This is a genomic window from Microbispora sp. CSR-4 (genome assembly GCF_008033685.1).
In the GTDB taxonomy this organism is placed as follows: domain Bacteria; phylum Actinomycetota; class Actinomycetes; order Streptosporangiales; family Streptosporangiaceae; genus Microbispora.
In genome coordinates, this window is sequence record NZ_VJVX01000023.1 from 70,712 (window position 1) to 95,639 (window position 24,928).

General features: G+C 71.6%; 21 protein-coding genes. 10 read left to right on the plus strand and 11 right to left on the minus strand.

Going from position 1 to position 24,928, the window contains the following annotated elements; all coding sequences use genetic code 11:
- Positions 1-54 precede the first annotated feature (54 nt).
- Both FLV34_RS18540 and FLV34_RS18545 read right to left on the minus strand, forming a co-directional pair.
- Positions 55-1,200, minus strand: a complete 1,146-nt coding sequence (locus FLV34_RS18540; RefSeq protein ID WP_205830735.1) for a sirohydrochlorin chelatase — start codon at positions 1,198-1,200, stop codon at positions 55-57.
- Between the two features lie 217 nt (positions 1,201-1,417).
- Positions 1,418-2,539 carry a GNAT family N-acetyltransferase gene (locus FLV34_RS18545; protein WP_142650120.1) on the minus strand — a complete coding sequence of 374 codons (1,122 nt, stop codon included), beginning with the start codon at positions 2,537-2,539 and terminating at the stop codon, positions 1,418-1,420.
- A 101-nt stretch (positions 2,540-2,640) separates the two neighbouring features.
- Between FLV34_RS18545 and FLV34_RS18550 the strand changes: the two genes are divergently transcribed.
- Both FLV34_RS18550 and FLV34_RS18555 read left to right on the plus strand, forming a co-directional pair.
- A complete protein-coding gene (locus FLV34_RS18550; RefSeq protein WP_142650119.1) occupies positions 2,641-3,060 on the plus strand; it encodes a DUF2795 domain-containing protein in 420 nt (139 codons plus the stop codon).
- A 9-nt stretch (positions 3,061-3,069) separates the two neighbouring features.
- Complete coding sequence (locus FLV34_RS18555; RefSeq protein WP_142650118.1) at positions 3,070-4,143, plus strand: Vms1/Ankzf1 family peptidyl-tRNA hydrolase; 1,074 nt, start codon at positions 3,070-3,072, stop codon at positions 4,141-4,143.
- Between the two features lie 166 nt (positions 4,144-4,309).
- Here the strand turns inward: FLV34_RS18555 and FLV34_RS18560 are convergent, their stop codons facing one another.
- The 3 genes from FLV34_RS18560 to FLV34_RS18570 are packed head-to-tail and all read right to left on the minus strand — an operon-like array spanning position 4,310 to position 7,067.
- Positions 4,310-4,921, minus strand: coding sequence for an LUD domain-containing protein (locus FLV34_RS18560; RefSeq protein ID WP_147943667.1), 612 nt, complete (start codon positions 4,919-4,921; stop codon positions 4,310-4,312).
- Positions 4,918-6,333: a lactate utilization protein B gene (locus tag FLV34_RS18565; protein WP_147943668.1), complete on the minus strand. Its 1,416-nt coding sequence runs from the start codon at positions 6,331-6,333 to the stop codon at positions 4,918-4,920. The genes FLV34_RS18560 and FLV34_RS18565 overlap by 4 nt, the downstream gene beginning before the upstream one ends.
- Positions 6,330-7,067: a (Fe-S)-binding protein gene (locus FLV34_RS18570; protein ID WP_147943669.1), complete on the minus strand. Its 738-nt coding sequence runs from the start codon at positions 7,065-7,067 to the stop codon at positions 6,330-6,332. The genes FLV34_RS18565 and FLV34_RS18570 overlap by 4 nt, the downstream gene beginning before the upstream one ends.
- Before the next feature lie 91 nt (positions 7,068-7,158).
- Here FLV34_RS18570 and FLV34_RS18575 point away from each other — a divergent pair, with 91 nt between their 5' ends.
- Both FLV34_RS18575 and FLV34_RS18580 read left to right on the plus strand, forming a co-directional pair.
- Complete coding sequence (locus FLV34_RS18575; protein ID WP_147943670.1) at positions 7,159-7,941, plus strand: FadR/GntR family transcriptional regulator; 783 nt, start codon at positions 7,159-7,161, stop codon at positions 7,939-7,941.
- A gap of 20 nt (positions 7,942-7,961) precedes the next feature.
- Positions 7,962-8,975: an LLM class F420-dependent oxidoreductase gene (locus FLV34_RS18580; RefSeq protein WP_142650113.1), complete on the plus strand. Its 1,014-nt coding sequence runs from the start codon at positions 7,962-7,964 to the stop codon at positions 8,973-8,975.
- Here FLV34_RS18580 and FLV34_RS18585 read toward each other — a convergent pair.
- The gene (locus FLV34_RS18585) at positions 8,944-9,654 is read right to left on the minus strand and encodes a hypothetical protein (RefSeq protein ID WP_261985824.1); all 711 of its coding nucleotides are present in this window, start codon (positions 9,652-9,654) and stop codon (positions 8,944-8,946) included. The two genes, FLV34_RS18580 and FLV34_RS18585, sit on opposite strands and share 32 nt — an antisense overlap.
- A gap of 75 nt (positions 9,655-9,729) precedes the next feature.
- On the opposite strand from FLV34_RS18585, the gene FLV34_RS18590 reads away from it, so the two are divergent.
- Positions 9,730-10,572 (plus strand): LysR family transcriptional regulator, encoded by an 843-nt coding sequence (locus FLV34_RS18590; protein ID WP_147943672.1) that lies wholly within the window; start codon positions 9,730-9,732, stop codon positions 10,570-10,572.
- Here the strand turns inward: FLV34_RS18590 and FLV34_RS18595 are convergent.
- Positions 10,562-10,879, minus strand: a complete 318-nt coding sequence (locus FLV34_RS18595; protein WP_222709553.1) for a hypothetical protein — start codon at positions 10,877-10,879, stop codon at positions 10,562-10,564. The two genes, FLV34_RS18590 and FLV34_RS18595, sit on opposite strands and share 11 nt — an antisense overlap.
- Before the next feature lie 13 nt (positions 10,880-10,892).
- Complete coding sequence (locus FLV34_RS41665) at positions 10,893-11,039, minus strand: hypothetical protein (protein WP_205830732.1); 147 nt, start codon at positions 11,037-11,039, stop codon at positions 10,893-10,895.
- A 307-nt stretch (positions 11,040-11,346) separates the two neighbouring features.
- On the opposite strand from FLV34_RS41665, the gene FLV34_RS18600 reads away from it, so the two are divergent.
- Complete coding sequence (locus FLV34_RS18600) at positions 11,347-14,196, plus strand: AAA family ATPase (RefSeq protein ID WP_187280661.1); 2,850 nt, start codon at positions 11,347-11,349, stop codon at positions 14,194-14,196.
- A 926-nt stretch (positions 14,197-15,122) separates the two neighbouring features.
- On the opposite strand, the gene FLV34_RS18610 is transcribed toward FLV34_RS18600, so the two are convergent.
- Positions 15,123-18,755 (minus strand): DNA polymerase III subunit alpha, encoded by a 3,633-nt coding sequence (locus FLV34_RS18610; RefSeq protein ID WP_147943675.1) that lies wholly within the window; start codon positions 18,753-18,755, stop codon positions 15,123-15,125.
- Positions 18,756-18,828: 73 nt separating this feature from the next.
- Positions 18,829-19,095 (minus strand): DUF6504 family protein, encoded by a 267-nt coding sequence (locus tag FLV34_RS18615; RefSeq protein ID WP_142650107.1) that lies wholly within the window; start codon positions 19,093-19,095, stop codon positions 18,829-18,831.
- Between the two features lie 391 nt (positions 19,096-19,486).
- Here FLV34_RS18615 and FLV34_RS18620 point away from each other — a divergent pair, with 391 nt between their 5' ends.
- The 3 genes from FLV34_RS18620 to FLV34_RS18630 all read left to right on the plus strand — a co-directional run bounded on the left by FLV34_RS18620 (position 19,487) and on the right by FLV34_RS18630 (position 22,720).
- On the plus strand, positions 19,487-20,680 hold the full coding sequence (locus FLV34_RS18620; protein ID WP_147943676.1) for an AAA family ATPase: 1,194 nt from the start codon (positions 19,487-19,489) through the stop codon (positions 20,678-20,680).
- 20 nt (positions 20,681-20,700) lie between these two features.
- On the plus strand, positions 20,701-21,351 hold the full coding sequence (locus tag FLV34_RS18625; RefSeq protein WP_261985825.1) for a hypothetical protein: 651 nt from the start codon (positions 20,701-20,703) through the stop codon (positions 21,349-21,351).
- A 247-nt stretch (positions 21,352-21,598) separates the two neighbouring features.
- Entirely contained in the window at positions 21,599-22,720 is a 1,122-nt protein-coding gene (locus FLV34_RS18630; RefSeq protein ID WP_147943678.1) for a glycosyltransferase family 4 protein, read from the plus strand.
- A 76-nt stretch (positions 22,721-22,796) separates the two neighbouring features.
- On the opposite strand, the gene FLV34_RS18635 is transcribed toward FLV34_RS18630, so the two are convergent.
- On the minus strand, positions 22,797-23,495 hold the full coding sequence (locus FLV34_RS18635; protein WP_142650103.1) for a GntR family transcriptional regulator: 699 nt from the start codon (positions 23,493-23,495) through the stop codon (positions 22,797-22,799).
- A 271-nt stretch (positions 23,496-23,766) separates the two neighbouring features.
- Between FLV34_RS18635 and FLV34_RS18640 the strand changes: the two genes are divergently transcribed.
- Complete coding sequence (locus FLV34_RS18640; RefSeq protein ID WP_261985827.1) at positions 23,767-24,927, plus strand: NRAMP family divalent metal transporter; 1,161 nt, start codon at positions 23,767-23,769, stop codon at positions 24,925-24,927.
- Position 24,928 lies beyond the last annotated feature (1 nt).

The window sequence follows — 24,928 nt, forward strand, 5'->3', positions numbered from 1 at the left end:
TCTGCGCGGCGGCCACACGGCGCCTGACGTAGCGCGTCGGCTACGGCAGGCCGGTTACACCACGCTGGCGATTCCGGGCTGGGGGAGCGGCCCGTCCGGGGCGTCTCCGCGGGGCTCCTCCCCCGCGTCGCCGCGGCCGGCCACGCCGATCATGCTATCGGCCCCGTCAGCGCCTGCCGTTTCCGGTTCCGGCCTCTCGCCGTCGACTCCCTGGAAGGCGTCCGCGTCGAGCGGCTCGCCGCCGGTCTCCCCGGCCGTGGTCAGCCGCGGGGCGATGGCGGTCACGAGGCCGGCGTCCTTCGCGGCGCCCGGGCCCGCCTCCGGCGTACGCCGCGGGGGGAACGGCGGCCGGGTCACCGGCAGCCCGGGGGACGGGCGGCGGGCGGCGGGCGCCGAGGACTGACCGCCTCCGGCGAGCGCCTCCTCATACCTGTCGATCACCACGTCGGCGAGGCCCTCGCAGTCGCCGATCACCTCGGCGCAGCGGATGTCGAGGCCCTCGTGGTTGGCGCCGTACGCCAGGGCCTGGGCCCAGATGCGTTCGAGGACTCCGCCGGCGAACAGGACGTACGGCAGGACGATCACGCGCTTGGCGCCGAGCCTGCGGCAGCGCTCCAGGCCGCCCGGCACGCCGGGGCGGGTGTGCGACACGTACGCCGTCTCCACGGTCAGCAGGTCGGCGGCGTGGGTCTCCCAGAACAGCCGCGAGACCCGGTGGACCTCGGCGTTGACGGCGGGGTCGGTGGAGCCGTGCCCGACCAGGACGACCGCGGTCTCGCTGGGGGCGATCTCGGCGGGCGGCTCGTCGGTCACGAACCGCGGCATCTCCGCGCGGGCGTCCGCGAGCCGCTCCGCGAGGAGCCTGAGCACGCGCGGGTCGGGCCCGAGGGGGCGGCCGAGGTCGTATTCGAGCGTGGGATGCCGCTCCTGCTCAAGTGCCATGGTGCCCGGGATGTCCCCGAGCGCGCGCCGGTCGCCGGTGAGGCTGAGCGGCACCGCGATCAGGTGGTGGTGTCCGCGGGCCACGAGAGAGGCGATGGAGTCGCCGAGCGGGGGGCGGGCGTTCGTGATGAAGCCGCCGCTCACCTCGGCGGGAAGCCCGTCAAGGCGGCAGCGGAGGCGGTGAACGAACCTGCCGAACTCGGCGACGCCGGTCTCATCATGGGTGCCGTGGCCGATGAGCAGCAGCGGCGGTTTCATCTAGCTGATCTCCCCTGCAGTTGACCTGCGTGTCGTTCACAATCCCCCGCCCCGCCCGGGCCGACGCCACCCCGTTCGCGTGCCGGGACGGATCTCCCGCATCTGGATGCGCGCTCACCGGCCGGCGGGAGGCTCACGGCTGGCGAGGATAGCCTTCCGGCCCCCAATCATGGTGGCCACTTGACCGATGGGCACAGGGGCTAGGGGGATTCTTTACCTATTGCCATGAAATTTCCCCGTTGAGCATGCCGAACAGGACGGCGTCGGCCCAGCCCCCGGGGACCGGCAGCGCCCGGCGCATGATGCCCTCCTCGATGAACCCGGCCTTCCTCGCGACCCCCTGGCTCGCGCGGTTGCCCGTCGCGACCAGCAGGTGGACCCGATGGAAGCCGAGATCGAACAGGTAGGCCGTCGCCAGTCGCGTGGCCTCCACCGCGTACCCCCTGCGGCGGGCCCACGGCGCGATCCAGTAGCCGAGCTCGGCGTCCCCGCGTTCATGGTCCTCACGTTGCACGCCGATGGCTCCGGCGAGCCGTTCCCCGTCCTTCGGCTGGATCGCGAAGTTGCCACCATAGCCGGGGCCGTTCGCGTGCGCGAGCCGGGTGCACCACTCCAGCGCCCGCTCCAGCGTGTAACCCTCGGCCCACGGCATCCATCGGGCGATCTCGGGGTCGCCCTTGACCGCGTCGACCACGTCGAAGGCGTCCTGCCGGGCGAACGGCCGCAGGACCAGCCGCTCGCTCTCGATCCTGCGGCGCGGGACCGACCGCTCGTCGCCGCGCAGCCTGCCGAAGACCACCAGGTCGTGCGGGCCGTCGTCCTCGAATCCCGCGCCGCGGAGCAGTCCCTCACGGATGAAGCCGGCCTTCTCCGCGACCCTGATCGACGCGAGGTTGTCGGCGTTGGCCCGCAGTTCGATCCGCCGCAGCGGACCCTCCCCGAGCAGGCGGCCGACGAGACCGCGGAGCGCCTCGGTCGCGTATCCCCGGCGGCGGTAGCCGGGATGCACGCCGTATCCCACCTCGGCGGTGCCCATGCCCCACTGGGCCTTGAAGACCGTGATCGACCCGACCACGCCGTGCCGCGCGTGCATCGCGAGGTGGATGCCCTGGCCCGAGCGCCACAGCTCGTGCACGCCGTACGACAGCCACTGCGCGATGCCGGACGCGTGCCCGGGTGCGCCCGGGGGCAGCGCGGTGGTGTGCGCGCCGTCCTCGATGATGGCCCGCACCTGGCCCGCGTCCCCGGGACCGAACGGCCGCAGGATCAGCCGTTCCGTGTTGATCGTCAGCCGCTCGTCGAACAATACGTCGCTCCATCCCAGAAGAGGATTTTTCACCCGTCGGGGGTTATGTGGGACACGGCCGCACCGCTCCCGATGTTTGGGGCAGGCGGTCCGGGTACGAGGCACGTCAGTGACCCTAATCGGGAGGTGAGGTCATGAGTATCCAGCGCGGCAGCGACAAACACGGCCGCCGGCTCGACGAGGAGCAGAAGCACGAGACGCAAGGCCTCGTGCAGGGCGCCGGACCCACCCGCGTCGAGGAGTGGCGCGAGCCCGAGCCGACGCAGCAGCCCGAGGACGACATGTCGCCGCCCCGCCGGCACCCGCCCGGGCACGAGCCCGGGACGCCGCTCGGCATCACCCCAGCCGACGTGGAACGCCGCAGTCACCTCGCCACCTGGCTCAGCGACGCCGGGTTCCCCGCCGACCCGGCCAGGCTGATCGCCCACGCCCGGCGCAAGAACGCTCCCGACGCCGTGATCGAGGCCGTACGGCGGCTGCCCGAAATGACGTTCCACAACATCGCGGAGGTCGCGAAGGCCCTTGGACTCGGAGTCGAACGCCAGCGCTGGTAGGGAGGGCCCGTGAGACTGGACTTCATCCGCGGGCTGTACGAGCGCAGTGGCCCGTACGCCTCGGTATACGTCGACACCGACCGGTCCTCCGAGGGCACGGCCAACGTCGTCCAGCGCCGGTGGGCGCAGCTCAGGGAACGGCTCGCCGAGGAGGGAGCGCCCGCCTCCGCGCTCGACCCCATCGGCGAGCTGATGTCCGATCCGGCGTGGGCCGCGCCCGGGCGCGCGGTCTTCGCCGTGGAGGGCGAGGTCGTGTTCACCGAGGCGCTCCGGCACCGTCCGCGCCGGCAGACCGCACGCTGGTCGCCGCTGCCTCACGTGGTGCCGCTGCTCGCGCAGCGCGGCGAGCACGTGCCGCACATCGAGGTGCTGGCCGACCGGGCCGGAGGCGACGTCGCGGTGGTGGCCGACGGGCGGCGGCGCGAGCTGACGGTGGAGGTGGCCGACCCGACCCGGCCGCTCCAGAAGACCGGCCAGGGCGGCTGGTCGCAGGCCAACTTCGACCGGGAGGTCGAGGAGGGCTGGCGCCGCAACGCCGTGGCCCTCGCCGAGGTGGTGGAGAAGGAGGCGCACCGCATCGGCGCGGAGGTCGTGGTGCTCGCCGGCGATCCCAAGGCCCGCGGGCTCGTGACCGACCACCTCGGCAAGGACGTCGTACGGCGGCTGACGGTGGCCGAGCACGGCAGCCGGGCCCCGGGCGCCGACCTGGACCACTTCCGGCGGGAGGTCGAAGAGGCCTGCCGGGCCTGGATCGAGCGGCGCTGCGAGGAGCTGCTGAACACGTACGCGTCGGGCAACGCCGTGGCGGGCCTGGCGGAGACGGCACGCGCGCTGCGCGACCGGCGGGTGGCCGTGCTGCTGATGCACGACGACCCGTCCTCCACGGCCATGATGTGGATCGGCCCAGAGCCCACGCATCTGTCGACCGACCCTGCGGAGCTGGCCGCCTGGGGGGTCGAGGAGCCCATGCGGGAACGCGCGGACGCCGCCCTCGCACGGGCGGTGGCCGCGACCGACGCCGAGCTCTGGTTCGTCCCGAGGCTGGAGTCTCCCGACGGGATCGGCGCGCTGCTGCGCTTCTGACCCCCGGGTTCATGACCCGGAACGGCTAGTGACGTGTAGGCGTGCGACCCAGGGCCTGCGACCGCCGGCTTGCGACCGCCGGCTTGCGATCCGGGGCTTTCACGCCCGGGTCAGCACGCCCTGGCTGTCGCGCCCAGGTCTTCGCGCCCGGGTGCTCGCGCCGGGGTCAGGTCACGATCAGCACTTCGAGCGTGCGGGGGCCGTGCACGCCCTCGACCCGGTTCAGCTCGATGTCGCTGGTCGCCGAGGGGCCGCTGATCCAGGTCAAGGGCCGAGTGGGGGTGAGCCGGGCGACGGCGTCCGGCACGTTGGCGACGATCTCTGCGGCCCGCACCACGCACAGGTGATAGTCGGGCACCAGCGTGAGCGCACGCCGGCCCTGGCCCGGCCCGGCGTCGAGGACGATCGTGCCGGTCTCCGCGATCGCGACCGCGCAGGTGGTGAGCACGCCGTCCACGGCGTCGAGCTCGGCGGCGCTCAGCGGCGGGTCGTCGGCGACCGCCTCCGCGTCCGCGGCGGCGAGCCACGGCGCGGGGAACCCGGCGGGCACGACCACCCGCCGCGCCCCGCGATCGGAGAGAGACCGCGCGACGCGTTCCGCCACGCCCGGCTCGTCCACGAGGTGGACCACGGCGCGGTAGTCGCGGACGCGCTCCTCGAACAGGCGGATGTCACCCGGCTCGTCCGACGGCCCGCGGTAGGCGCGGGTGATCTCGACGTCGGGCACGCCCGCCAGGGCGCGGCGGACCCGGCCGAGGATCAGGTCGCGGGAGCTCATCGGCGTCCTCCGTCCGTGCGGTCCCACCAGTCGCGGAACGACTCCTTCGGCACCTCGGGAAGGTCTCTGGTGTCGGTCCAGCCGCCGAGCGGCCCGGGGAGCCTGCGGGGCACGAGCCGACGCAGCCGTGCCCCGGCCCGCTGCAGGCGCGCGAGCCGTCCCGACCGCTCCAACACCCATCCGGCCGCCGCCATCCCGGCGCGCTCCGGCCAGGGGTGGCGGGCCCGGGAACGCAGGTCCACGAGTACGGACGGGATGTCGATGGCCACCGGGCAGACCTCGTAGCACGCGCCGCACAGCGAGGAGGCGTACGGCAGCGAGCGGTCCAGCTCGGAGCCCATGCCGCGCAGCTGCGGCGTCAGGATCGCCCCGATCGGCCCGGGATAGACCGACCCGTACGAGTGGCCGCCCACCCGCTCGTACACCGGGCAGACGTTGAGGCAGGCCGAACAGCGGATGCAGCGCAGCGCCTGCCGCCCCACCTCGTCGGCGAGCACGCCGGTGCGGCCGTTGTCGAGCAGCACCAGGTGGAACTCCTGGCCCTCGGCCGCGCCGGTCCACATGGAGGTATAGGGGTTCATCCGCTCCCCGGTCGAGCTGCGGGGCAGCAGTTGCAGGAAGACCTCCAGGTCGCGCCAGGTCGGCAGCACCTTCTCTATGCCGACCACGCTGATCAGGGTGCGCGGCAGCGTGAGGCACATGCGGCCGTTGCCCTCGGACTCCAGCACGACCAGCGTGCCGGTCTCGGCGATCGCGAAGTTGGCCCCGGAGATCGCGACCTTGGTCTTGAGGAAGCGCTCGCGCAGGTGGAGCCGGGCCGCCTCGGCCAGCGCGGCGGGCTCGTCGGTCAGGTCCTCGGGGGCGGGCCGCCCCCAGCCGGACATGTGCTCGGCGAAGATCTCGCGGATCTCCGCGCGGTTGCGGTGGATCGCCGGGACGAGGATGTGCGAGGGCCGGTCGTCGCCCAGTTGCACGATGAGCTCGGCCAGGTCGGTCTCGTACGCCGTGATGCCCTGCTCGTGCAGCGCCTCGTTGAGGCCGATCTCCTGGGTGACCATCGACTTGACCTTGACGACCTCGGTCTCGCCCGTGGCCTTCACCAGGTCGGCGACGATCCGGTTGGCCTCGTCCCCGTCGGCGGCCCAGTGCACGTGGCCCCCGGCCGCCGTGACGGACTCCTCCAGCCGCACCAGGTATCTGTCCAGGTCGCGGAGCGTGTGCTCCTTGATCGCGCGGCCGGCCTCGCGCAGCTCGGCCCAGTCGGACGCCTCCGCGACGACGCTCGCCCGCCGTGCTCTGATCGTCCGGGTCGCCTTGCGCAGGTTGAACCGCAGCTGCGAGTCCCGTACGGCTCTCGCGGCGTTGCGGGGGAAGGGACGGTCCGCCGGCATGCCGAGGAAGGTGACGCTCATCGCACCCCCGCCGTCTCGGTCGAGCAGAGGATCTCGGCCAGGTGCGTCACCCGCACGCCGGACTTCTGGCGGCCGAGCATGCCGCCGATGTGCATGAGGCAGGAGTTGTCGGCCGCGCACAGCACCTCGGCGCCGGTGTCGAGGACCGCGCGCACCTTGTCGGCGCACATCGCCGCCGACACGTCGGCGTTCTTCAGCGCGAAGGTGCCGCCGAAGCCGCAGCACTCCTCCGCGCCCGGCAGCGGCACCAGTTCGAGCCCCTTGACCTGGCGCAACAGCGTCAGCGGGCGGTCGCCCAGGTGGATGCCGCGCAGGGAGTGGCACGTCGGGTGATAGGTGACCCGGTGGGGGAAGTAGGCCCCCACGTCGGTCGTCCCCAGCACGTCGATCAGGAACTCGGTCAGCTCGTAGGTCTTCGGCACGACCTGCGCCACCGCATCGGCGAAGGGCCCGGACGACCCGGCCAGTTTGGGGTACTGCTCGCGGATCATGGCCGCGCACGAACCCGAGGGGACGACGACCGCGTCGTAGCCGCGCAGCGCCGCCACGCTGCGCCGGGCCAGCCGTACGGCCTCGTCCCGATAGCCGGTGTTGGCGTGCATCTGGCCGCAGCAGGTCTGGGCGCGGGGGAAGTCCACCTCGACGCCGAGGCGGCGCAGCAGGCGTACGACCGCACGCCCGGTGTCCGGGAAGAGCGTGTCGTTGACGCAGGTGACGAACAGGGCTACCCGCACATGCCCTCCTGACGTGTATGGTCAGACCAAATATGGTCAGACCATACATCCTGGTGCGCATGCGGCGACACCAGGCATCGGAGGAGCAGTGGTGACCCCCGGAGATCGCCGGCGTACGGACGCCCGCCCGCGCGCCTTCGAGGAGGTGCTCGCGCGCATCGAGGAGCGGATCGCGGCCGACGGCCTGACCGTGGGCGACCGGCTGCCGGGCGAACGGCAGCTCGCCGAGCAGCTCGGCGTGGGCCGGTCGTCGGTCAGGGAGGCGCTGCGCGTGCTGGAGACCCTCGGGGTGGTCGCGTCGCAGGCCGGCCGGGGCCCGGACGCCGGGGCGGTGCTCACCTCCCGCCCGGGAGAGGCGCTCACCGACCTGCTCCGGCTGCATCTCGGCCTCGCCACGCTCTCGATGCGCGAGGTGATCGACACCCGGCTGATGATCGAGCAGTGGGCCGCGGCCCGCGCGGCTTCGGCCCGCGCGGCTTCGGCACAGACGGCTCCCGCACAGACGGCTTCCGTGCAGACGGCTTCCGCGCAGGCGGCTTCTGCTCAGGCGGCGACCGGACGGATGGCGGAGGCGATCGCGGCCATGGACGCCGCCCGCGACCCCGCCGAGTTCGTGGAGCACGACATCGCGTTCCACCTCGCCCTCGCGGAGGCGGCGGGCAACCGGCTGATCATGGCGGTCATGCGCGCGCTGCGCGACGCCCTGCGCCGCTACGCCGTGGACGCGGTCGTACGGCTCGGCGACACCGGCGGCCTGCAGGACGACCACCGGCGCATCCATCGGGCGATCGAGGACGGCGACGCCGGGGCCGCCGCGGCCGCCGTCGCCGAGCACCTCGCCCGCGCCTATCCGGAGTCTGGCCGGGATTCATAGAACGTGTTCTAATCACGCGTGTGGCCGATGATCTGAGACTCGGGCTGAACCTCGGGTATTGGCAGCGGAACGCCGACGACGCGACCGAGGTGGTGCTGACCGCCGAACGGCTGGGCTACGAGTCGGTGTGGACCGCCGAGGCGTACGGCAGCGACGCGTTCACCCCGCTGGCCTGGTATGGCGCGCGGACCAGCCGCATCAAGCTCGGCACGAGCGTCGCCCAGTTGTCCGCCCGGCCCCCGGTGACGACCGCGATGACCGCGATGACGCTCGACCACCTCACCGGCGGCCGGCTGGTGCTCGGCGTCGGCGCCTCGGGCCCGCAGGTCGTGGAGGGCTGGTATGGGCAGCCGTTCGCCGCGCCGCTCGCCCGCACCCGCGAGTACGTCGAGATCATGCGGAAGGTCTGGCGGCGGGAGGAGCCGGTGACCAGCCCGGGCCCGCACTATCCGCTGCCGCTGCCCGGCGGCCTCGGCAAGCCGCTCAAGCTGATCACCCACCCGCTGCGGCCCGAGATCCCCGTCTACCTGGGCGCGGAGGGCCCGAAGAACGTCGCGCTCGCCGCCGAGATCGGGCAGGGCTGGCTGCCGCTGTTCGCCTTCCCCGAGAAGATCGAGGCGATGTACGGCGACGCCCTGTCCGGCGCGAAACCGGGGTTCGACATCGCCGCCATGGTCATGGTGGTCGTCACCGGCGACCTGAGGGCCGCGCTCGACGGCGTGAAGATGATGCTGACGCTCTACATCGGCGGCATGGGGGCCAAGACCCGCAACTTCCACGCCGACATCATCGGCCGCATGGGCTACGCGGAGCAGGCCCGCCGCATCCAGGAGCTGTACCTGGCCGGCCGCCGTGACGAGGCGTTCGCGGCCATCCCCGACGAACTGGCCGACGGCATCGCGCTCCTCGGGCCGCTCGGCCGCATCCGGGAGCGGCTGGAACTGTGGCGTCGCAGCCCGGTCACCACGCTGCTCGTCATGGGCCCCCGTGACGAGCCCACGCTCAGAGCCGTACGGGATCTGGTGTTCGGGTGAGCGCGGCCCGGGCGGCGGCAGCGGCGGCGAAGGCCCGCACCAGCGGGTGCGGCTGCCGTTCGGCCAGCTCGGGCTGGAACAGCGTGACGAGATAGAAAGGGTGGCCGGGCAGCTCCGCGACCCGCACCTCGCCCTCGTCGTCGTGCCCGGTGAAGCGCAGGCCGTGCGCCTCCAGCGTTTCGAGATAGGCGGGATCGGGGCCGTAGGAGCAGAAGTAGCGCTCCACGGTCCGGTCGGCGCCGACGATCCGCTCGGCGAGCGAGCCGGGGACGAGCCGGACCGCCGCCTCGTGACCGGCGAGGGAGCAGGCGAGCTGCCTGATCAGCGGGTCGGGGGCGGCCGGGTCGTTCTCCGCGTGGCTCACGCTCAGCCCGCACACGTGGCGGGCATACTCCAGCAGCGCGTGCTGGAAACCGGCGCAGGTGCCGAGCAGCGGGATCGCGTGCTCCCTGGCGGTCCGCGCGGCCGTGATCGCGCCCTGCTCGCTGCGGTAGGGACTGCCGGGCAGGATCCAGACGCCGTCGAAGCCGCTCGGATCGGCGACCTCGTCGGTCCTGATCCAGTAGGCGTCGAGGTCCAGCCCCTCACGCTCGCGCAGCGCGTCGAGGATGAGCGGGATGCGGGTGTGGGAACGGACGGTGGGTGACCGGTCGCCCACCAGCGCGATGCGGGGTCTCATGACCTCCATGCTGGCGACGTGCGAACTTAATGACAAATGATGATTTCCGGTGTTCGTATAAGGGATGCTGATGTCGTGGACCCTCATCTGCTGAGCACCTTCGTGACCGTGGTCGCCGAGGGGTCGTTCTCGGCCGCGGCCGACCGGCTCGGCTACACCCAGCCCGCGGTGTCCCAGCAGATCGCCGCGCTGGAGGCCGACCTCGGGGTGCCGCTGCTGACCCGCCGCCCCGTACGGCCGACCCGGGCGGGCGAGCGCCTGCTGGAGCACGCGGGTCCGCTGCTGCTGCGGCTGCGGGCCGCGCGGGCGGACGTGGCGCGGCTGTCCGCCCAGCCGCGGACCCTCACCGTCGCCGCCGGGCCCCTCGCCCTTACGGCGGACACGGCGGCGGCGCTGGCCGGGGTGACGACGCTGCGCATCGCGGGCGCGGCGGCGGCCGTGGCGCTGGTGGCCTCGGGCGAGGCCGACCTCGCGCTGGCCGACGGCCCGGCCGCGCCCTCCGACCCGCTGAACCTCCCCGACGCGGGGCCGCTCACCACCGTCGGCGTACGGGAGGAGGAGCTGGTGGTCGTGCTGCCGGAAGGACATCCGCTGGCGGGCCGGTCCGGCCTGCGGCTGGACGACCTGGCCGATGCCCTGTGGGTGGACGCCCCCGAGGTGATGCCGCTCGACCGCCTGCGCGCGGTGGCACGGCTGGACGGGCTGCGGCCCGGCATCCGTTATGAGGGTCACGACCCGGCCGTCGCAGCGCGCCTGGCCGCGGCCGGGCACGGACTGACCCTGCTGCCCGCGTCCGCCGCGCCGTGCGGGGTCCGGGTGCCGCTGGCCGCGCCGAGGATCGTCCACCGGGTCGAGCTGGTGCACGCGACCCTTCCGCCAGGCCCCGCCGCCGAGGTCGTCCGCGCGCTCACCTCCTGAGCGACAGGTCACCCACCGCGTCGGCGTAGTAGACCGACCCGCCGAGGTGGAAGGCGACCTGGCGGAGTGTCCAGCCCGCCCCGGGCGAGTGGTCGAGCTGCTCCTGGCTCAGCACCTCCAGACGGGCCGTCCAGATCCGGGCGAGCCGGGTGAGCCTGCTGCGGGCCTCGTCGAGATCCTGCTCGGTGAACGGAGCGAGGTCGGCCGCAGTGGTGATCATCGACGCATGCCAGTGGTCGGGCAGGGGCACGCGGCCGGCCAGCCGGTCCTCGATCTCCGCCAGATGGTCCACGAGATGGTCGGCCACCCGGCGGATCGCCTTATGCGGGGTGTAGATCCGATCTTCCGAGGGCACCGGCAGGCCGTCCCAGGCGGTCCAGGTCGCCGCCAGGCGGGAGCACGTGGTCGATCATCTCGGCCACGACCCGCGCGGGCTCGCGGTCGTCGGTCGGCGGGGCGTCGGTCATGAACGGCCTCCAAGGTGCGAGGGCATGTGCCCGTGCAGGCTAGGGCCGCGTCGTTTCGACGCCCGCCGAAAGGTCCTGCCGACCGTTTTCCGGAAATAGACGACCGAGCCATCCGAGGCGATCGCCCAGCTTCCGGCCCAGCTGGTCCGGAACCAAAGAGGATAAATCCAGGTAGAGGCATTACATTCGCGAGTGGGTGACGGCGTGCCGGCAAAGGGGATGTCACGAAGACGGAGGCGTCGCAGGCCCCTCCGGCCTCGCGCTTGACACGACCGACATATGGGTGATTTATGGATTTATGGGGCATTTGACCGATGCCGATCGCGGAACTGATGATTGGTCCGATTTCTGCCGATCATCGTGGCCCGGTTGGCGCGGTCGCGCCCGCGAGTGGACCATTGTCGCCGGATTGCTGCAGGAGGCCAGGGTAGGCCGGGGTGCGGTCCTACTGGTCGAGGGCCGGTCAGGTGTCGGGAAGAGTCACCTGCTCGGCATCACGACCGCCGCGGCGCCGGAGGCGGGGCTGGGAGTCGCTCAGGGCGCGGCGGACGAACTGACCCAGCTGATTCCCCTCGCCCCGCTCACCTCGGCGCTCGGGGAATCGAGCTATGCGCTTCCCGTGGCCGCTCAGATGAGCGTCTACAGTCACGCCGATCAGCGGCTGCTGCTGGTGGAACACCTGCAGGGACAGCTGGAGCAGCGGGTGGCCCGGGAACCGACGCTCCTGGCGTTGGACGACCTGCACTGGGCTGATCCGATAACTCTGCTGGCGCTGCGGTCGATGACCAGGGATCTCGCCTCCTATCCGCTCGTCTGGGTGCTGAGCCGTACGACCGGCGGCGGCGACTGTCCCCGCCTCAACTGCCTGTTCGACCTGCTGGAACGTGACGGCGCGACCCGGATCACCCTGGAGGCGCTGGACCAGGAAGCGGTGGCGGACGTCGTCGCCGACGTCCTCGGGGCGAAGCCCGACCCGGACGTGCTGGCCCTGGCCGGCATCGTGGACGGCAACCCCTTCCTGCTCGTCGATCTGCTGGAGAAGTCCAAAAGGGAGGGCGTCTTCCAGATCGCCGACGGTCGCGCGCGGATGGCGGCGTCCCCGCCGCGCACTCAGGCGATCATGCAGGAACGCCTGGAAGGGCTGTCCGCGCCGACCAGATATCTGCTTCAGTGCGCCGGAATCCTCGGCCGGTCGTTCTCGGTGAAGGATCTGGCCGAGATGCTCGGCGAATCGACCAATGGTCTGTTGCCGATGCTGGAAGAGGCGATGTCGGCGGGCATCATCGAACCCGCCGGAGATGAACTGTCCTTCCGGCACGACCTGCTGTGGCAGGCGGTGATCGGGACCATCCCCGACTCCGTACGCCGGGCCATGCACCACGATGCGGGAAAGATGCTGCTCAAGCGAAGCGGATCGGCGGTTCCCGCCGCCGCGCACCTTATCCACAGTGCCGGTCGCGGTGATACCTCCGCGCTGCTCGCGCTGGACCGAGCGGCGCAGGAGGTGCTGCGGTCCTCACCGCAGACCGCCGTGGACCTCGCCATGCGGGCGCTGGAACTCAGCGACGCCGCCGACCCTGCCTGGTTCGGCCGCGCCGCCACAGCCGTCGACGCGCTGACGGTCATCGGACGGCTGTCCGAGGCCGCGGATCTCGCCCGTTCCGCGCTTGGCAGGGCCCCGCCTCTTCATGCGCCTCGCCTGCGCTGCGCGCTGGCGCACATCCTGCTGCTGAGCGGCCGGCCGGCGGATGCGGTGTCCGAGACCGAAAACCTGCTCGCCCGCAAAGACCTGCCCGATGACCTTCGCGGCATCGCCGAATGGACGATGTTCTGGGGGCTTACCTGTCTGAACGACTTCCGCAAAGGACGGCACCGGGCGGAAACCGTTCTCGCCGGCCGCGAGCGGCACACCGATGCCGCCGTCGTCGGGGCACTTCTGCTGCTCGCTCGGTTCGCCATGGTGGACGGGCGGATCGCCGACTCGTACGCGCACCTTTGCGAAGCCTTGCGCATCACCGAACGCGGCGCCGCCGAAGCCATTCAGCGCCCGTATACGCGCCTGATACTGAGCCTCTACTACAGGGCCATGCGCGAGTTCGACGCGGCCGAGATCGCCATCCGGGCCGCCGAGGAGGAGATCAACGACCTCGGGCTGACCGTGCTCGCCGCAGAACCCGCGCTGTTCCGCTCCGTTCTGCATCTGGGCGCCGGCCGACTCGACGACGCCGCCGCCGAGGCCCAGGCCGGGAGCATGACCGCCGAAGAACTCGGCACCCACGGGTTCATCCGCGTCGGGCTGTCCATACTCGCTGTCATCGCCCTGCGGCAGGGCGACATCGACGCCGCGGTCCGGCACATCGAACGCTTCCAGTCCATCCCCGCCGCGCCCGAGATGTTGTTCGGATCGGTGTGGGAGAAGTGGGTGATGGCGGCGGTGGCCGAAGCCCAAGGTGATCCCGGGCGCGCGGTCGACATTCTCGACGCCATCTACACCGACGAGGAGAAACGGCGCTGGGCACTCCTCACGACGCCTCTCATGGCCGCCTGGATGACCCGGGCGGCGCTGGCGGCGGGGAACCGCCCGTACGCGCGGGCCGTCCTTGACACGGCCGAGTATCTGGCCCGGAACAACCCGGATTTCCCGATCTTCACCACCACGTTCGTTCACTCCTGGGGACTTTTCCACCAGGACCCCGACGCGCTGGCGGCCGCCGTCGACCAGCCCGAACCGTGGGCACGCGCCTTGGTCACCGAAGACCTCGGCGTCCTGCTGGCCACCGCGTCCGGCCCCGGCACCACCGCGAAGGCCGTCGACGCCTTGGACAAGGCGCTCGACGGCTACGAGCGCATCGGTGCGCTCTGGGACGTGGCCCGCCTGCGAGCGCGGCTGCGGGCGCTCGGAGTGCGGCGCCGCCACTGGGGCCGATCACAGCGGCCGACCGTTGGCTGGGACAGCCTCACCGACACTGAACGGGCGGTCGCCGGCCTGATCGCCAAGGGGATGACCAATCGCCAGATCGCCCAGCGGATGTTCCTCTCCCCGCACACGGTGTCCACCCACCTCCGCCGGATGTTCGGCAAGCTCGACATCGCATCTCGCACCGAGCTGGCCCGCATCGTCGCAGAAAAGTGCCCTGAGCTCATCGAGAGTGATTAGGCGGCGAGGTGGTCCCCGACCGGATTAACGCCATCGCGGACGGGATAAGAGTGAGGCAGGTCACACACCCGGCGCGGGGGAGAACAGATGCGGTCCAGATCGTCAGCGCTGAACCGGGCGGCCGCCGGTGTGTACGCGGCCCTCGCCGCCCAGGTCGTGTCTGTGACCGCGCTCGCCGTGTTCGAGGAGACCAGAGGCAGGCGTCTGGCCGCGCAGATCGCGGCCTTCGGCGGCGATCCCGCCTCTCCCGCCGCCCGGACCGTCAGCGGCGCGGCCACGGCGTTCGCCGTGCTGGTCCTGCTGGCGATCGGCGCCACCGTGGCGTGCGCCGCCGCCTATCTGGGCTGGCTGCGGCTGGTGCGCCCGGGCACTCCGCCCGTCGCGCTCGCGGCGGCGTGCCTCGTGCCCGGCGTCAACCTCGTGGTCCCGCCGTTCCTCGCCGACCTGGCCTGGCGCGAGGGCCCGGCGGGGCGACCCCGGCGAAACGGCGGCATCATGCGAAGCGGCGATCCCGCGCGGGGCGAGCCGTACGGCGCCGGAGACCGGACGCGGTGGCTGGTCGTCCTCGCCTGCTGGTGGATGAGCTGGCTGGCCGCGCTCGGCCTGGTGTTCGCCAGCCCGGCCCGGGACGGTCTGACCGGCCTCGGCACGGCCCAGGCCGCCGCGATCGCCGTAGCGGCGCTCCTGTGCGCCTCGGCCGTCCGCGAGGTCACCCTCCGGCACGCGGGCGCCGGCCGGAAGCGGACGGCACGGCCCGCCGTCCGGCCGCAGGTCCGCCTCGGCAGCACGCTCGACCAGGCCGAACGGCCGTCCGGCAGGCCGGCGGCACCCGCGGGAGGCCGCCCGGAAGGGAGCGGATCGGATGTCCCGCGCTCCGAGCCCGGCCCCACGGCCTCCGGCCGCGCGGGAAACGGCGGCGAGGAGGATCACCGGCCGGGCGGCGGTCCCGAGCTGCCGGAGCTGGCGTGCCAGAGCCGCCGCTGGGGCGCGGACGGGTGGCCGGGGAGCCGCCCCTCGCGTACGGCCGGCGGGGCGCCGTTGTCGGAGTAGGGCGACACCCGGAAGCCGTTGCCGTATTCGATGGGCCGTCCGCCCACCCCGGCACCGGGCACGGGCACCTCGCTGATCAGAGCGCGTACGGCGTCAAGCCCCTCGGTGCGCCACACGCGGTCGAGGTCGGCGAGGTTCCAGCAGTGGACGGCGCGCAGCGAGACCGCCCGGCCCCCGGTGCGCCGCACCACTCCCCTGGCGGCCAGCAGCCACGACCCGAACACGGTCGCGGCCGTGTGCGCCTGCACCGACTCGAAGAACGTCAGGTCGATCGGTCCTGTGGAGTCGTCCAGGGTGGTGAAGATGACCCGCTGCCCCGACCGCACGGCGGGCGTCTGGGTGGCGACCTTCACCCCCGCGACCAGGATCTCCGCGCCGTTGCGCTGCCGGAGCAGATCCCTGGCCCGCGTCACGCCGATCGCGTCGAGCAGGTCGCGGTAGAAGTCCATGACGTGGTGGCTCACGTCCATGCCGAGGATCTCCAGCTCGGCCTCGACGGCCTCGGCCTCGGTCATCTCCGGCAGCTCGCCGGGCGTGACCCGGTCGGTGAACCCCATCGGGAGCTGCCCGGCCACGCCCACGGGTGAGCCCCGGTCGAGCGCGCCGACCTGGGCGATCAGGTCGCGCCTGGTCAGCCGGCCCGGCCGCCAGCGCGGCTCCCCCGGCCGCAGGCCGTGCAGGGCGTCGAACCCGCCGACCTCCACGATCCGCTCGGCCACCGGCCGTGAGGGCCGGGCCCGCTCCCAGAAGTCGGCCAGCGAGGTGTAGGGCCGGCCCGCGACCATGCGCTCCACCTCGGCCTCGCTCACCCCCCGTACGGCCGAGAACGGCACCCGCAGGCCGTATCCACGGCCGAACTCCACCGGCCCGCCCTCCACCGGCCCGCCCTCGGCCGGGCTCGTACGCTCGACCAGCCAGGTCTTCCCCGACCGGTTGACGTCGAGGGGCAGGACGTCCACGCCGCACTGGCGGGCCTCGTCGAGGATGACCCGGCTCGGATACATGCCGGGGTCGTGGGTGAGCACGCCCGCGAGGAACGCCGCCGTGTGGTGCCGTTTCAGCCAGGCCGACTGATAGGTGGGCAGCGCGAACGCCGCCGCGTGCGCCTTGCAGAACCCGAACCCGCCGAACGCGTCGAGCACCTTCCACGCCTGCTCGACGACGTCGTCGGCGTAGCCGTTCTCCTTGGCGAGCGGCACGAACCAGGCGCGTACGGCCTCGCGGCCCTCCGGCGTGCCGAGCGCGCGGCGGGCCCGGTCGGCCTCCGACAGCCCCGCCCCGGTCATGACGTCGATGACCTTCATGACCTGCTCGTGGAAGACGACCACCCCGTTGGTCTCCCTGAGCGCATCGCGCAGCGACTCGTGCGGGTAGCGCGCCTCGCGGAAGCCGTGCCGGGTCTCCAGGTAGGGGGTGACCATGTCGGAGTTGACCGGTCCCGGGCGGAACAGCGAGATGTCCACGATCAGGTCGTGCATCGTGCGCGGCTCCAGCTTGGCGACGAGTTCGCGCTGCCCCGGAGACTCGATCTGGAAGCAGCCGATCGTGCGGCTGAGGCGGATCATGTCGTAGGTCTCCCGGTCGTCGCGCGGGACGGCGTCGAGGTCGATCTTCCGGTTCTCGACCCGTTCGACCTCCTGGAGGGCGTAGGCGAGCGCCGACTGCATGCGTACGCCGAGCACGTCGAGCTTGAGCAGGCCCGCCTCCTCGACGTCGTCCTTGTCGAACTGCGACATCGGGAAGTCCAGCATGCTGCGCTCGACCGGGGTGCGGTCGCGCAACGTGGAGTTGCCGATCAAAACGCCGCAGGGGTGCAGCGCGATGTGCCGGGGCAGCCCGTCGAGCCGCTCCGCCAGGCGGAACACCGTCTCCAGCGACCGGTCGTTCAGCCCGCTGTCGCGCAGCTCCGGCAGGTCGGACAGCGCGGCCCTGATCTGCCTGGCCCGCACCTGCGGGAACGCCTTGGCGATGACGTCGATCTCGTGCGGCGGCAGGCCCATGGCGGCGCCGACGTCCCTGATCGCGCTGCGGGCGCGGTAGGTCTCCATCATCGACACGCAGGCCACCCGATCCTCGCCGTACCGGTCGAGGATCGCGCGGTAGCAGTCGAGGCGGCGGGCCGACTCCACGTCGATGTCGATGTCGGGCAGGCCCTTGCGGCCCTCCGACAGGAAGCGCTCCATCAGCAGGCCGTGTTCGAGCGGGTTCACCTCGCCGATGCCGATCAGGTAGTTGACCAGGCTGCTCGCCCCCGAGCCGCGGATCGCGCAGCGCACGCCCATCGCCCGGATCATGTCCGTGATGCCGGCGACGGACGTGAAGTAGCCCGACAGCCGCTTCTTCTCGATCACGTGGAGCTCGGCGGCGAGCCGGTCGCGCGCCTCGGCCGAGCGCTCCAGGCCCCGCCGGGCCAGCCCTTCCTCGCAGCGCCGCCGCAGCAGGGGCACCGGGTCCTCGCCGACCTCAGGCAGGTGGAGCCGGGGCCGCTCGGGGTCGAGCAGGGGCACGATCTCGACAGGGTCGAGCACGCACAGGTCGGCCACGCGGCGCGTCTCGGCCAGCAGCCGCGCGGCCCGGCCGGTGTCGCCGCCGCAGATCCGCGCGGCCACCCGAGCCATCTCGGCGCCGTCCTTCAGGTACGCGTGGGCCGTGGGGTCGTCGAGGTGCCGCCCGTCGAGGGGCACCAGCTTGCGCGCCGCGTCGAGCACGTTGCCGACCTGGTGGTCGGCGGCGTCCAGATAGCGGACCGCGTTCGTCAGCACGACCGGCACGCCCATCGAGTCGGCCAGCCCGATCATGCGGGCGGCGGTGCTCGCGTCGCGATAGCCGTACAGATCGGACACCTCGACGACCAGGTCGGGGACCACCGCGCGCCAGGCGGCCAGCAGGGTCCTGGCCTGGTCGTCGTGCCGCTCGGCCACCGCGCGGCCGACGCCGGAGCGGGGCCCGAGCAGCACGGTCAGCCGGGGCTCCCCGTCCGGGCCGGTCGCGTGCTCGGCCACCATGCCCGGCGTGACGTACGGCGCGCCGCGCTCCCCCGCGTGGTGGGCGGCCGTGACCAGGCGGCACAGCGCGGCCCAGCCGCCGGTGCGGGCGAGCACGACGACCCGCGCCGACTCGGCCGCCGTCCCCCGGCCATGCCCGTGCCCATGCCCGTGTCCATGCCCGTGTCCATGCCCGTGTCCATGCCCGCGGCTGTGACCGGTGCGGCGGCCGGACGGCAGGCCGCCCTCGAACAGGTCGTCCGGCGCGGAAGAACCGGGCACCGAAGAGCCGGGCAGGGAAGAGACGCCGTCGAGGGCGAGATCGACCCCGACGACCGGGCGGACGCCCTGCTCGTGGCACGCGATGACGTGCTTGATCGCGCCATAGAGGCCGTCGCGGTCGGTCAGCGCGAGCGTGTCCATGCCGTGCTCGGCGGCCCGCCGGACGAGGGCGGCCGGGAACGCGGTGCCGTACCGCAGCGAGAAGGCGGACGCCACGTGCAGGTGGGCGAAGGCGCGCGTCACGGGCACACCCCCGTCCGTCCCCGGTCCGTCCTCCAGCGGCCCGTCCCCCGGTTGGGTGGCTGGAGCGTTCCCATCAGTCCCAGGCCCTCAGCAGGAGCCAGCCGCCGCTGGCGGTGTCGAAGCGCAGTTCATAGGTCCCGACCTCCTTGCCGGCCGCAGCACCCACTCGCCAGAAGCGCCGCTCGCCGGGATCGGCGTCCGAGGTCTTCCACCACTCTCTGGCGACCACCCAGTGGTCCTGGACCTCGCGGACGGTGTAGAGCCGGTCACGCCAGACGAACTGAGCAGGGCGCCCGTCCCGGACCCACACCTCGATCGGATCGCCGTAAAGTCTGCTCAAGACTCCTTCTCCCTGTGGCTTCGTGGCCACCCGGGGGAAGACGGGCGGATGATTCGGGCAGAATCGCCGCTACTTCGAACATACGTTCCCAGGGCGGTGAACGCAAGTCGGCACGGCCCGTTCCCGGGTGCGAAATCCCAGGAAGCACGCCCGCGGGCGGAGCCGTCAGGCACCGGCGACCGCATAAGGTCGCCGGGCGGACGCTTCGCCGCTGCGAGGTGAGTCGTGACCACGATGTCGCTCCTACGACGTTGAGCCTCGCCCCGCACCCGAGACGCGATCTTCAGAGGAGACCGTCTCCATCTGTGATCACAGCAGTACTCTGGCGGGGACTCGCACTGGTCCGCACAGTGACCATTGGAACGCAGACCGGCATGGAAAGTGTGGCTTGATGGAGAAGCGGCTGATCGAGCTCGAGGTGGAGAACTTCCGCAGCCTGCGAAAAGTGGCGCTTCCCCTGGGGCCGCTCAATGTGCTCGTCGGCGCGAACGGCGCAGGAAAAACCAATATCCTCGAAGTGTTCCGATTTCTCGCGGACGTGATCCGGACCGACCTGCAGCCGGCACTCGACCTTCGCGGCGGGTTCGACGAGGTCGCCTTCTGGGGTGGGGACAAGCCACCGACCTCCATCCAGATCAAACTGAAGGCGAACTGGACGACTCACAGCAGCCCGAACGCACCCGACGAGTACTCACTACGGATCGAGCAGCGCAGCGGCAGATCCCTCTCCCGGCGGGAGACATTCCAATTCAAACGGACGCAGGGACGCGGCCGCCGAATCACGATCTCCGGCCAGAAGGTCAATGTCGTTCAAATCGGTAAAGACCGGGCCGAGTCCCCTGCGCACTCCATCGGAATCCAGCGGCTGAGCAGCGGCCTCTCCACGCTTCCACGGCTCACAGATGACGAGGGAGGGACCGAGGTGGCGACGGTGGCGCAGCGGCTCGCGTCCTTCCGGGTCTTCGATGTGAACGTCGGATCCGCCCGCATGCCGAGTCGCTTTCCACACGGGATGGATGCTTTGGAGGACGACGCCGCCAACATGGCCGCGTTTCTTCTGACGCTGCGAAGCCGTGACGAGGAGGCGTTCCAGAGGCTGGAGGCCGACGCGATCGAGGTGCTTCCACAGCTCACCGGAATTGATTTCGAATTTCCCTCTGGTCCCGCGCGCGAGGTCATCGTCATCCTCCACGAGCGAGGACTTCGCAGACGGACGCAGCTCGCCGACGCATCGTACGGAACGATCCGCCTCCTCGGTCTCCTTTCCCTGCTTTACGACCCCAGCCCCCCGGCCCTGACGTGCATCGAGGAGATCGATCACGGCTTGCATCCCCAAGCTCTGGAACTTCTCGTGGAGCGGCTCCGCGAAGCCAGCCTACGGACGCAGTTCCTCATCGCCACGCACTCCCCTGCCCTTGCCGACAGGCTGCACCCGGACGAGCTGGTCGTCTGCGAACGCCGAGACGACGGATCTTCCGCGATACCCGCTATCTCCCATAAGCAGATCCGTAACATCGTCACGCGAAGCGAAGGGCTTCCTCTCGGCGAACTGTGGTTCTCGGGCGCCCTGGGAGGCGATCTGTGACCCCGCGAGGCGGCACTCGTGTGCGTGCCACGAAGAAGCCCGTCGTGGTTCTCGCCGGCGAGGACAGCAACGACCGGCGCTGCCTCCGCATCGTGTTGGAAGCCCTGTGCCCGCAGATGAAAGGGAGGCTCGTGGAGATCAACGAGCCTGTCCGTTTACGGCAGGCCACCGGTCAGAGACTCACCGATCGAGTGAACAAACTCGCCAGACTGGCCCGCGCGCGGGCCGCCAGGGAGAAGGCCGAACTCGCCTGCTTTTTCGTCCATGAGGATCTCGACGCCGTCGACGGCGAAGAGTACGTCCGGATCCGCGACCGGGTGCAGGACGCCCTCGACAGGGAGATGAATTCGGCTCATTACGGGCTGGCCGCGTGGGAGACGGAAGCGTGGATGTTCCTGTTCCCGAAAGCGTTGAAGGCGTTCGTGTCCTCCTGGGAGGTGCCGAGCAAATACCTGGGACGAGACACGGGGAAAATACATGCCCCGAAGAAGGTCCTCATGAACGAGATCGGACCCCCGTCCCGCCGCTACCGGGAGTCGGATGCACCCGGGGTGCTGGAAAAGGCGGTCTCCCTGGGTTCCCTGAGAGAGTTGTCCGGTTCGAACCGATCATGGAGCGATCTCTGCGCCAGCGTGGAGCGCTGCTGCGGGGAACACCTCGGGAACCGATAGTTCCGCTGCTTCCCGCTGTCGGGCAGCACCGCGTCACTCCTGGGGAATTTCACCCTCACCGACTCAGTCGAACCCGCCACCGGTCTCCGCCCGGGACAGGAAGGGCCTGTTTGGCACTCAGGTCAGGAGAGTGCTAACAGTAGTGACGTCGCCGGCGCGGGCGCTGGGACCGAGCACTACGACGCGTACGCGGCGGCGGTGATTCCTACGCCGAAGACCGTGGATGCGTATCGGAGGTGTACTCGTCATGCGTTCAGTGAGCGATCTTCACCCCGCCCGGTCCCGCTCCGGTGGCCTGCGGATCGCGATGGTCGCCCCGCCCTGGTACGAACTGCCGCCCCGGGCGTACGGCGGCATCGAGGCCATGGTGTCCGATCTGACCACCGCCCTCGTGCGCCGTGGTCACACGGTGACGCTCATCGGCGCGGGACGCGCCGACACCCCGGCGGACTACGTCGCCACCTATCCCGAGGCCCCCTCGTCGCGCATCGGAGAGCCGCTGCCCGAGGTGGTGCACGCGGCGGCCGCCGCGGCCACGCTGGCCTCCCTCGACGTCGACATCGTCCACGACCACTCCCTGGCCGGCCCGCTCACCGCGGCCTCCCGTACGGCCCCGACGCTGGTGACCGTGCACGGCGCGATCGACGACGACCTGGGCGAGTTCTACCGCAGGCTGGGCGGCGCGGTCTCGCTGGCCGCCATCTCCGGCTCCCAGCGCGGGTCGGCCTCCGACCTGAACTGGGCCGGTGTGGTGCACAACGCCGTTGACGCCGCGAGCTTCCCCTACCGGGCGGACAAGGAAGACTGGCTCCTGTGGCTGGGCAGGTTCAGCCCGGACAAGGGCGCCCACCTGGCCATCGACGCCGCCCGCGCGGCCGGGCGCAGGATCCTCCTCGCGGGCAAGCTGACCGAGCCGTCCGAGCACGACTACTTCTCCAGGTTCGTCCGTCCCCGTCTGGGCGCGGACGCCGAATACGTGGGCGAGGCCGACGCCGCCCGCAAGCGCGACCTGCTGTCGCGGGCCCGCTGCCTGCTGTTCCCCATCCAGTGGGAGGAGCCGTTCGGGCTGGTGATGATCGAGGCGATGGCGTGCGGCACGCCGGTGGTCACCCTGCGCCGCGGCGCTGCCCCCGAGGTCGTGGTGGACGGCGTCACCGGTTTCGTGCGCACCTCGCCGGACGAGCTGCCGGACGCGGTCGAGCGGGCCGGCGACCTGGATCCCCGCGCCTGCCGCGCCCACGTCGAGCGGCACTTCGACGTCTCGGTGATGGCAGAGGGATATGAGCGCCTCTATCGGCAGGTGATCGCCGGGGCCGCGCTGCGCGACCGCACCGCCGTCCCCGCTTCCGCCCCCGCTCTCGCCGGCTGACCGGCCTGCCGGCCCGCCCGCGCCCTTGCCACGCCCCGCCGGGGACGCCGCGGGCGGGCCGGACCGGCTCCGTGGCTCAGCCCGCGTGATCCGCGTACGCGGCCAGGAGCTGGGCCTCCGCGGTGTCGAAGTACGCGAGCAGCTCCCGTTCGGCCCGTTCTGGATCGCCCTCGATCAGCAGCGTGGCGATGCGCGCGTTGTCTCCCAGGTAGGGCTCGTGGAAGGTCCTGAGCTCGCCCATCACGTGGAAGGCCAGCCGAAGCTCGGCGAGCAGGCGCGCCATGGTCTCGTCCACGCGGGGACTGGCCAGCAGCGCGGTGATCGCGCGGTGGAACCGCATGTTGGCGGTGCCGACGGCCGCCCAGTCGCCGACCTCCGCCGCCGCCTGCCCCTTCTCGACGTGGCGCCGCACCTCCTCCACGGCCTCTCGCGGGGCCGTGACGGACGCCCGTACGCCCGCCGTTTCGAGGATGCGGCGCATGGCGTAGATGTCGGCCACGTCGGCCGCGGCGAGCTTGCGGACGAAGACCCCGCGGTGCAGCTCGTGCACCAGCAGGTTCTCGTGCGACAGCAGCCGGAACGCCTCTCTGAGCGTGTTACGGGAGACGCCGAGGAGGTTGCCGATCGTCTCCTCCGACAGGCGGGTGCCCGGCGGCAGGGAGCCGTCGATGACGTTCTCCCGCAGGACGTCGGCGACCAGCTCCGCGGCACTGGCCCTATCGAGCACCGGCCGAGCCGCGCTCAACCGTGCCGCCCAGTCCGCCATAGCCGTCATCACCGCAACCCCTTTTCGACCGCCGGATCAGTCCCAGCTTAGGCCGCGGCAGGCCCGCCGGATTCGGTGATCACCAATGGATTTCGCATGATCACACGGAGTTGTGGCACAGAAGTAACCTACAAGAGTCTTGATGAATCGTTGAACAATCCTCTAATTTCCAGCGGAGGTGAAGCAAAGGAGTTTCCGTATGAACCCACCCCCCGGCACCCAGACGACCTCGCCCGCGGGCACCACGAGCGGAGGACGGCGCTCGGCGCTGCTCGGCGCGATGTTCCTCATGGCCACGAGCGCCATCGGCCCCGGCTTCATCACCCAGACGACGACGTTCACGGCGCAGCTCGGGGCGGCGTTCGCGTTCGTTATCGTCGCGTCGATCCTCGTCGACATCGCCGTCCAGCTGAACGTGTGGCGGGTGATCGGCGTCTCCGGCATGCGCGCCCAGACGCTGGGCAACCGGGTGCTGCCCGGTTCGGGATACTTCCTGGCCGCCCTCGTGGCGTTCGGCGGCCTGGTGTTCAACATCGGCAACGTCGGCGGCGCGGCGCTCGGCCTGAACGCCCTCGCGGGGATCGACGTCAAGATCGGCGGCACGGTGTCCGCCCTGATCGCCGTCGCCATCTTCCTCAGCAAGAAGGCCGGCGTGGCCGTCGACCGGATCGTCGTCGTCCTCGGCGTCGTGATGGTGGCGCTGCCGCTGTACGTGGCGGTCGTCTCGGACCCGCCGGTGGGCGAGGCCCTGCGGCAGACGGTGCTGCCGGACAAGGTCGACTTCCTCGCCGTCACGACGCTGATCGGCGGCACGGTCGGGGGCTACATCACCTACGCGGGGGCGCACCGGCTGATCGACGCGGGCGTGACCGGACCGCGCAACGCCGGTCAGATCTCCCGCGGCTCGATCACCGGCATCCTCGTCACCGGTGTCATGCGCGTGATCCTCTTCCTCGCCTCGCTCGGCGTGGTGGCCGGGGGCTTCAAGCTCGCCGCCGGCTCCACCAACCCGGCCGCCGACATCTTCGCGAGCGCGGCGGGCGAGGTGGGCCTGCGGCTGTTCGGCGTCGTCCTGTGGGCCGCGGCCATCACCTCGGTCATCGGCGCCTCGTACACGTCGGTGTCGTTCCTCGCCAGCTTCTCGCCCCGTACGGACCGCTACCGCTCGTGGATCACGATGGCCTTCATCGTGGTCTCGACGGCGGTCTTCCTGCTCCTCGGCAAGGCTCCGGCCAACCTGCTGATCCTCGCCGGAGCGCTCAACGGCCTCATCCTGCCCGTCGGCCTGGCCGTGATCCTCTGGGTCGCCGCACGCCGTCGTGATCTCATGGGCGGATACCGCTACCCTGTCTGGCTGCTCGGGATCGGTGTGCTCGCCTGGGCGCTGACCATCTATCTCGGCTGGAACTCCCTCAGCGGGATCAGCGCGCTCTGGAGCTGAC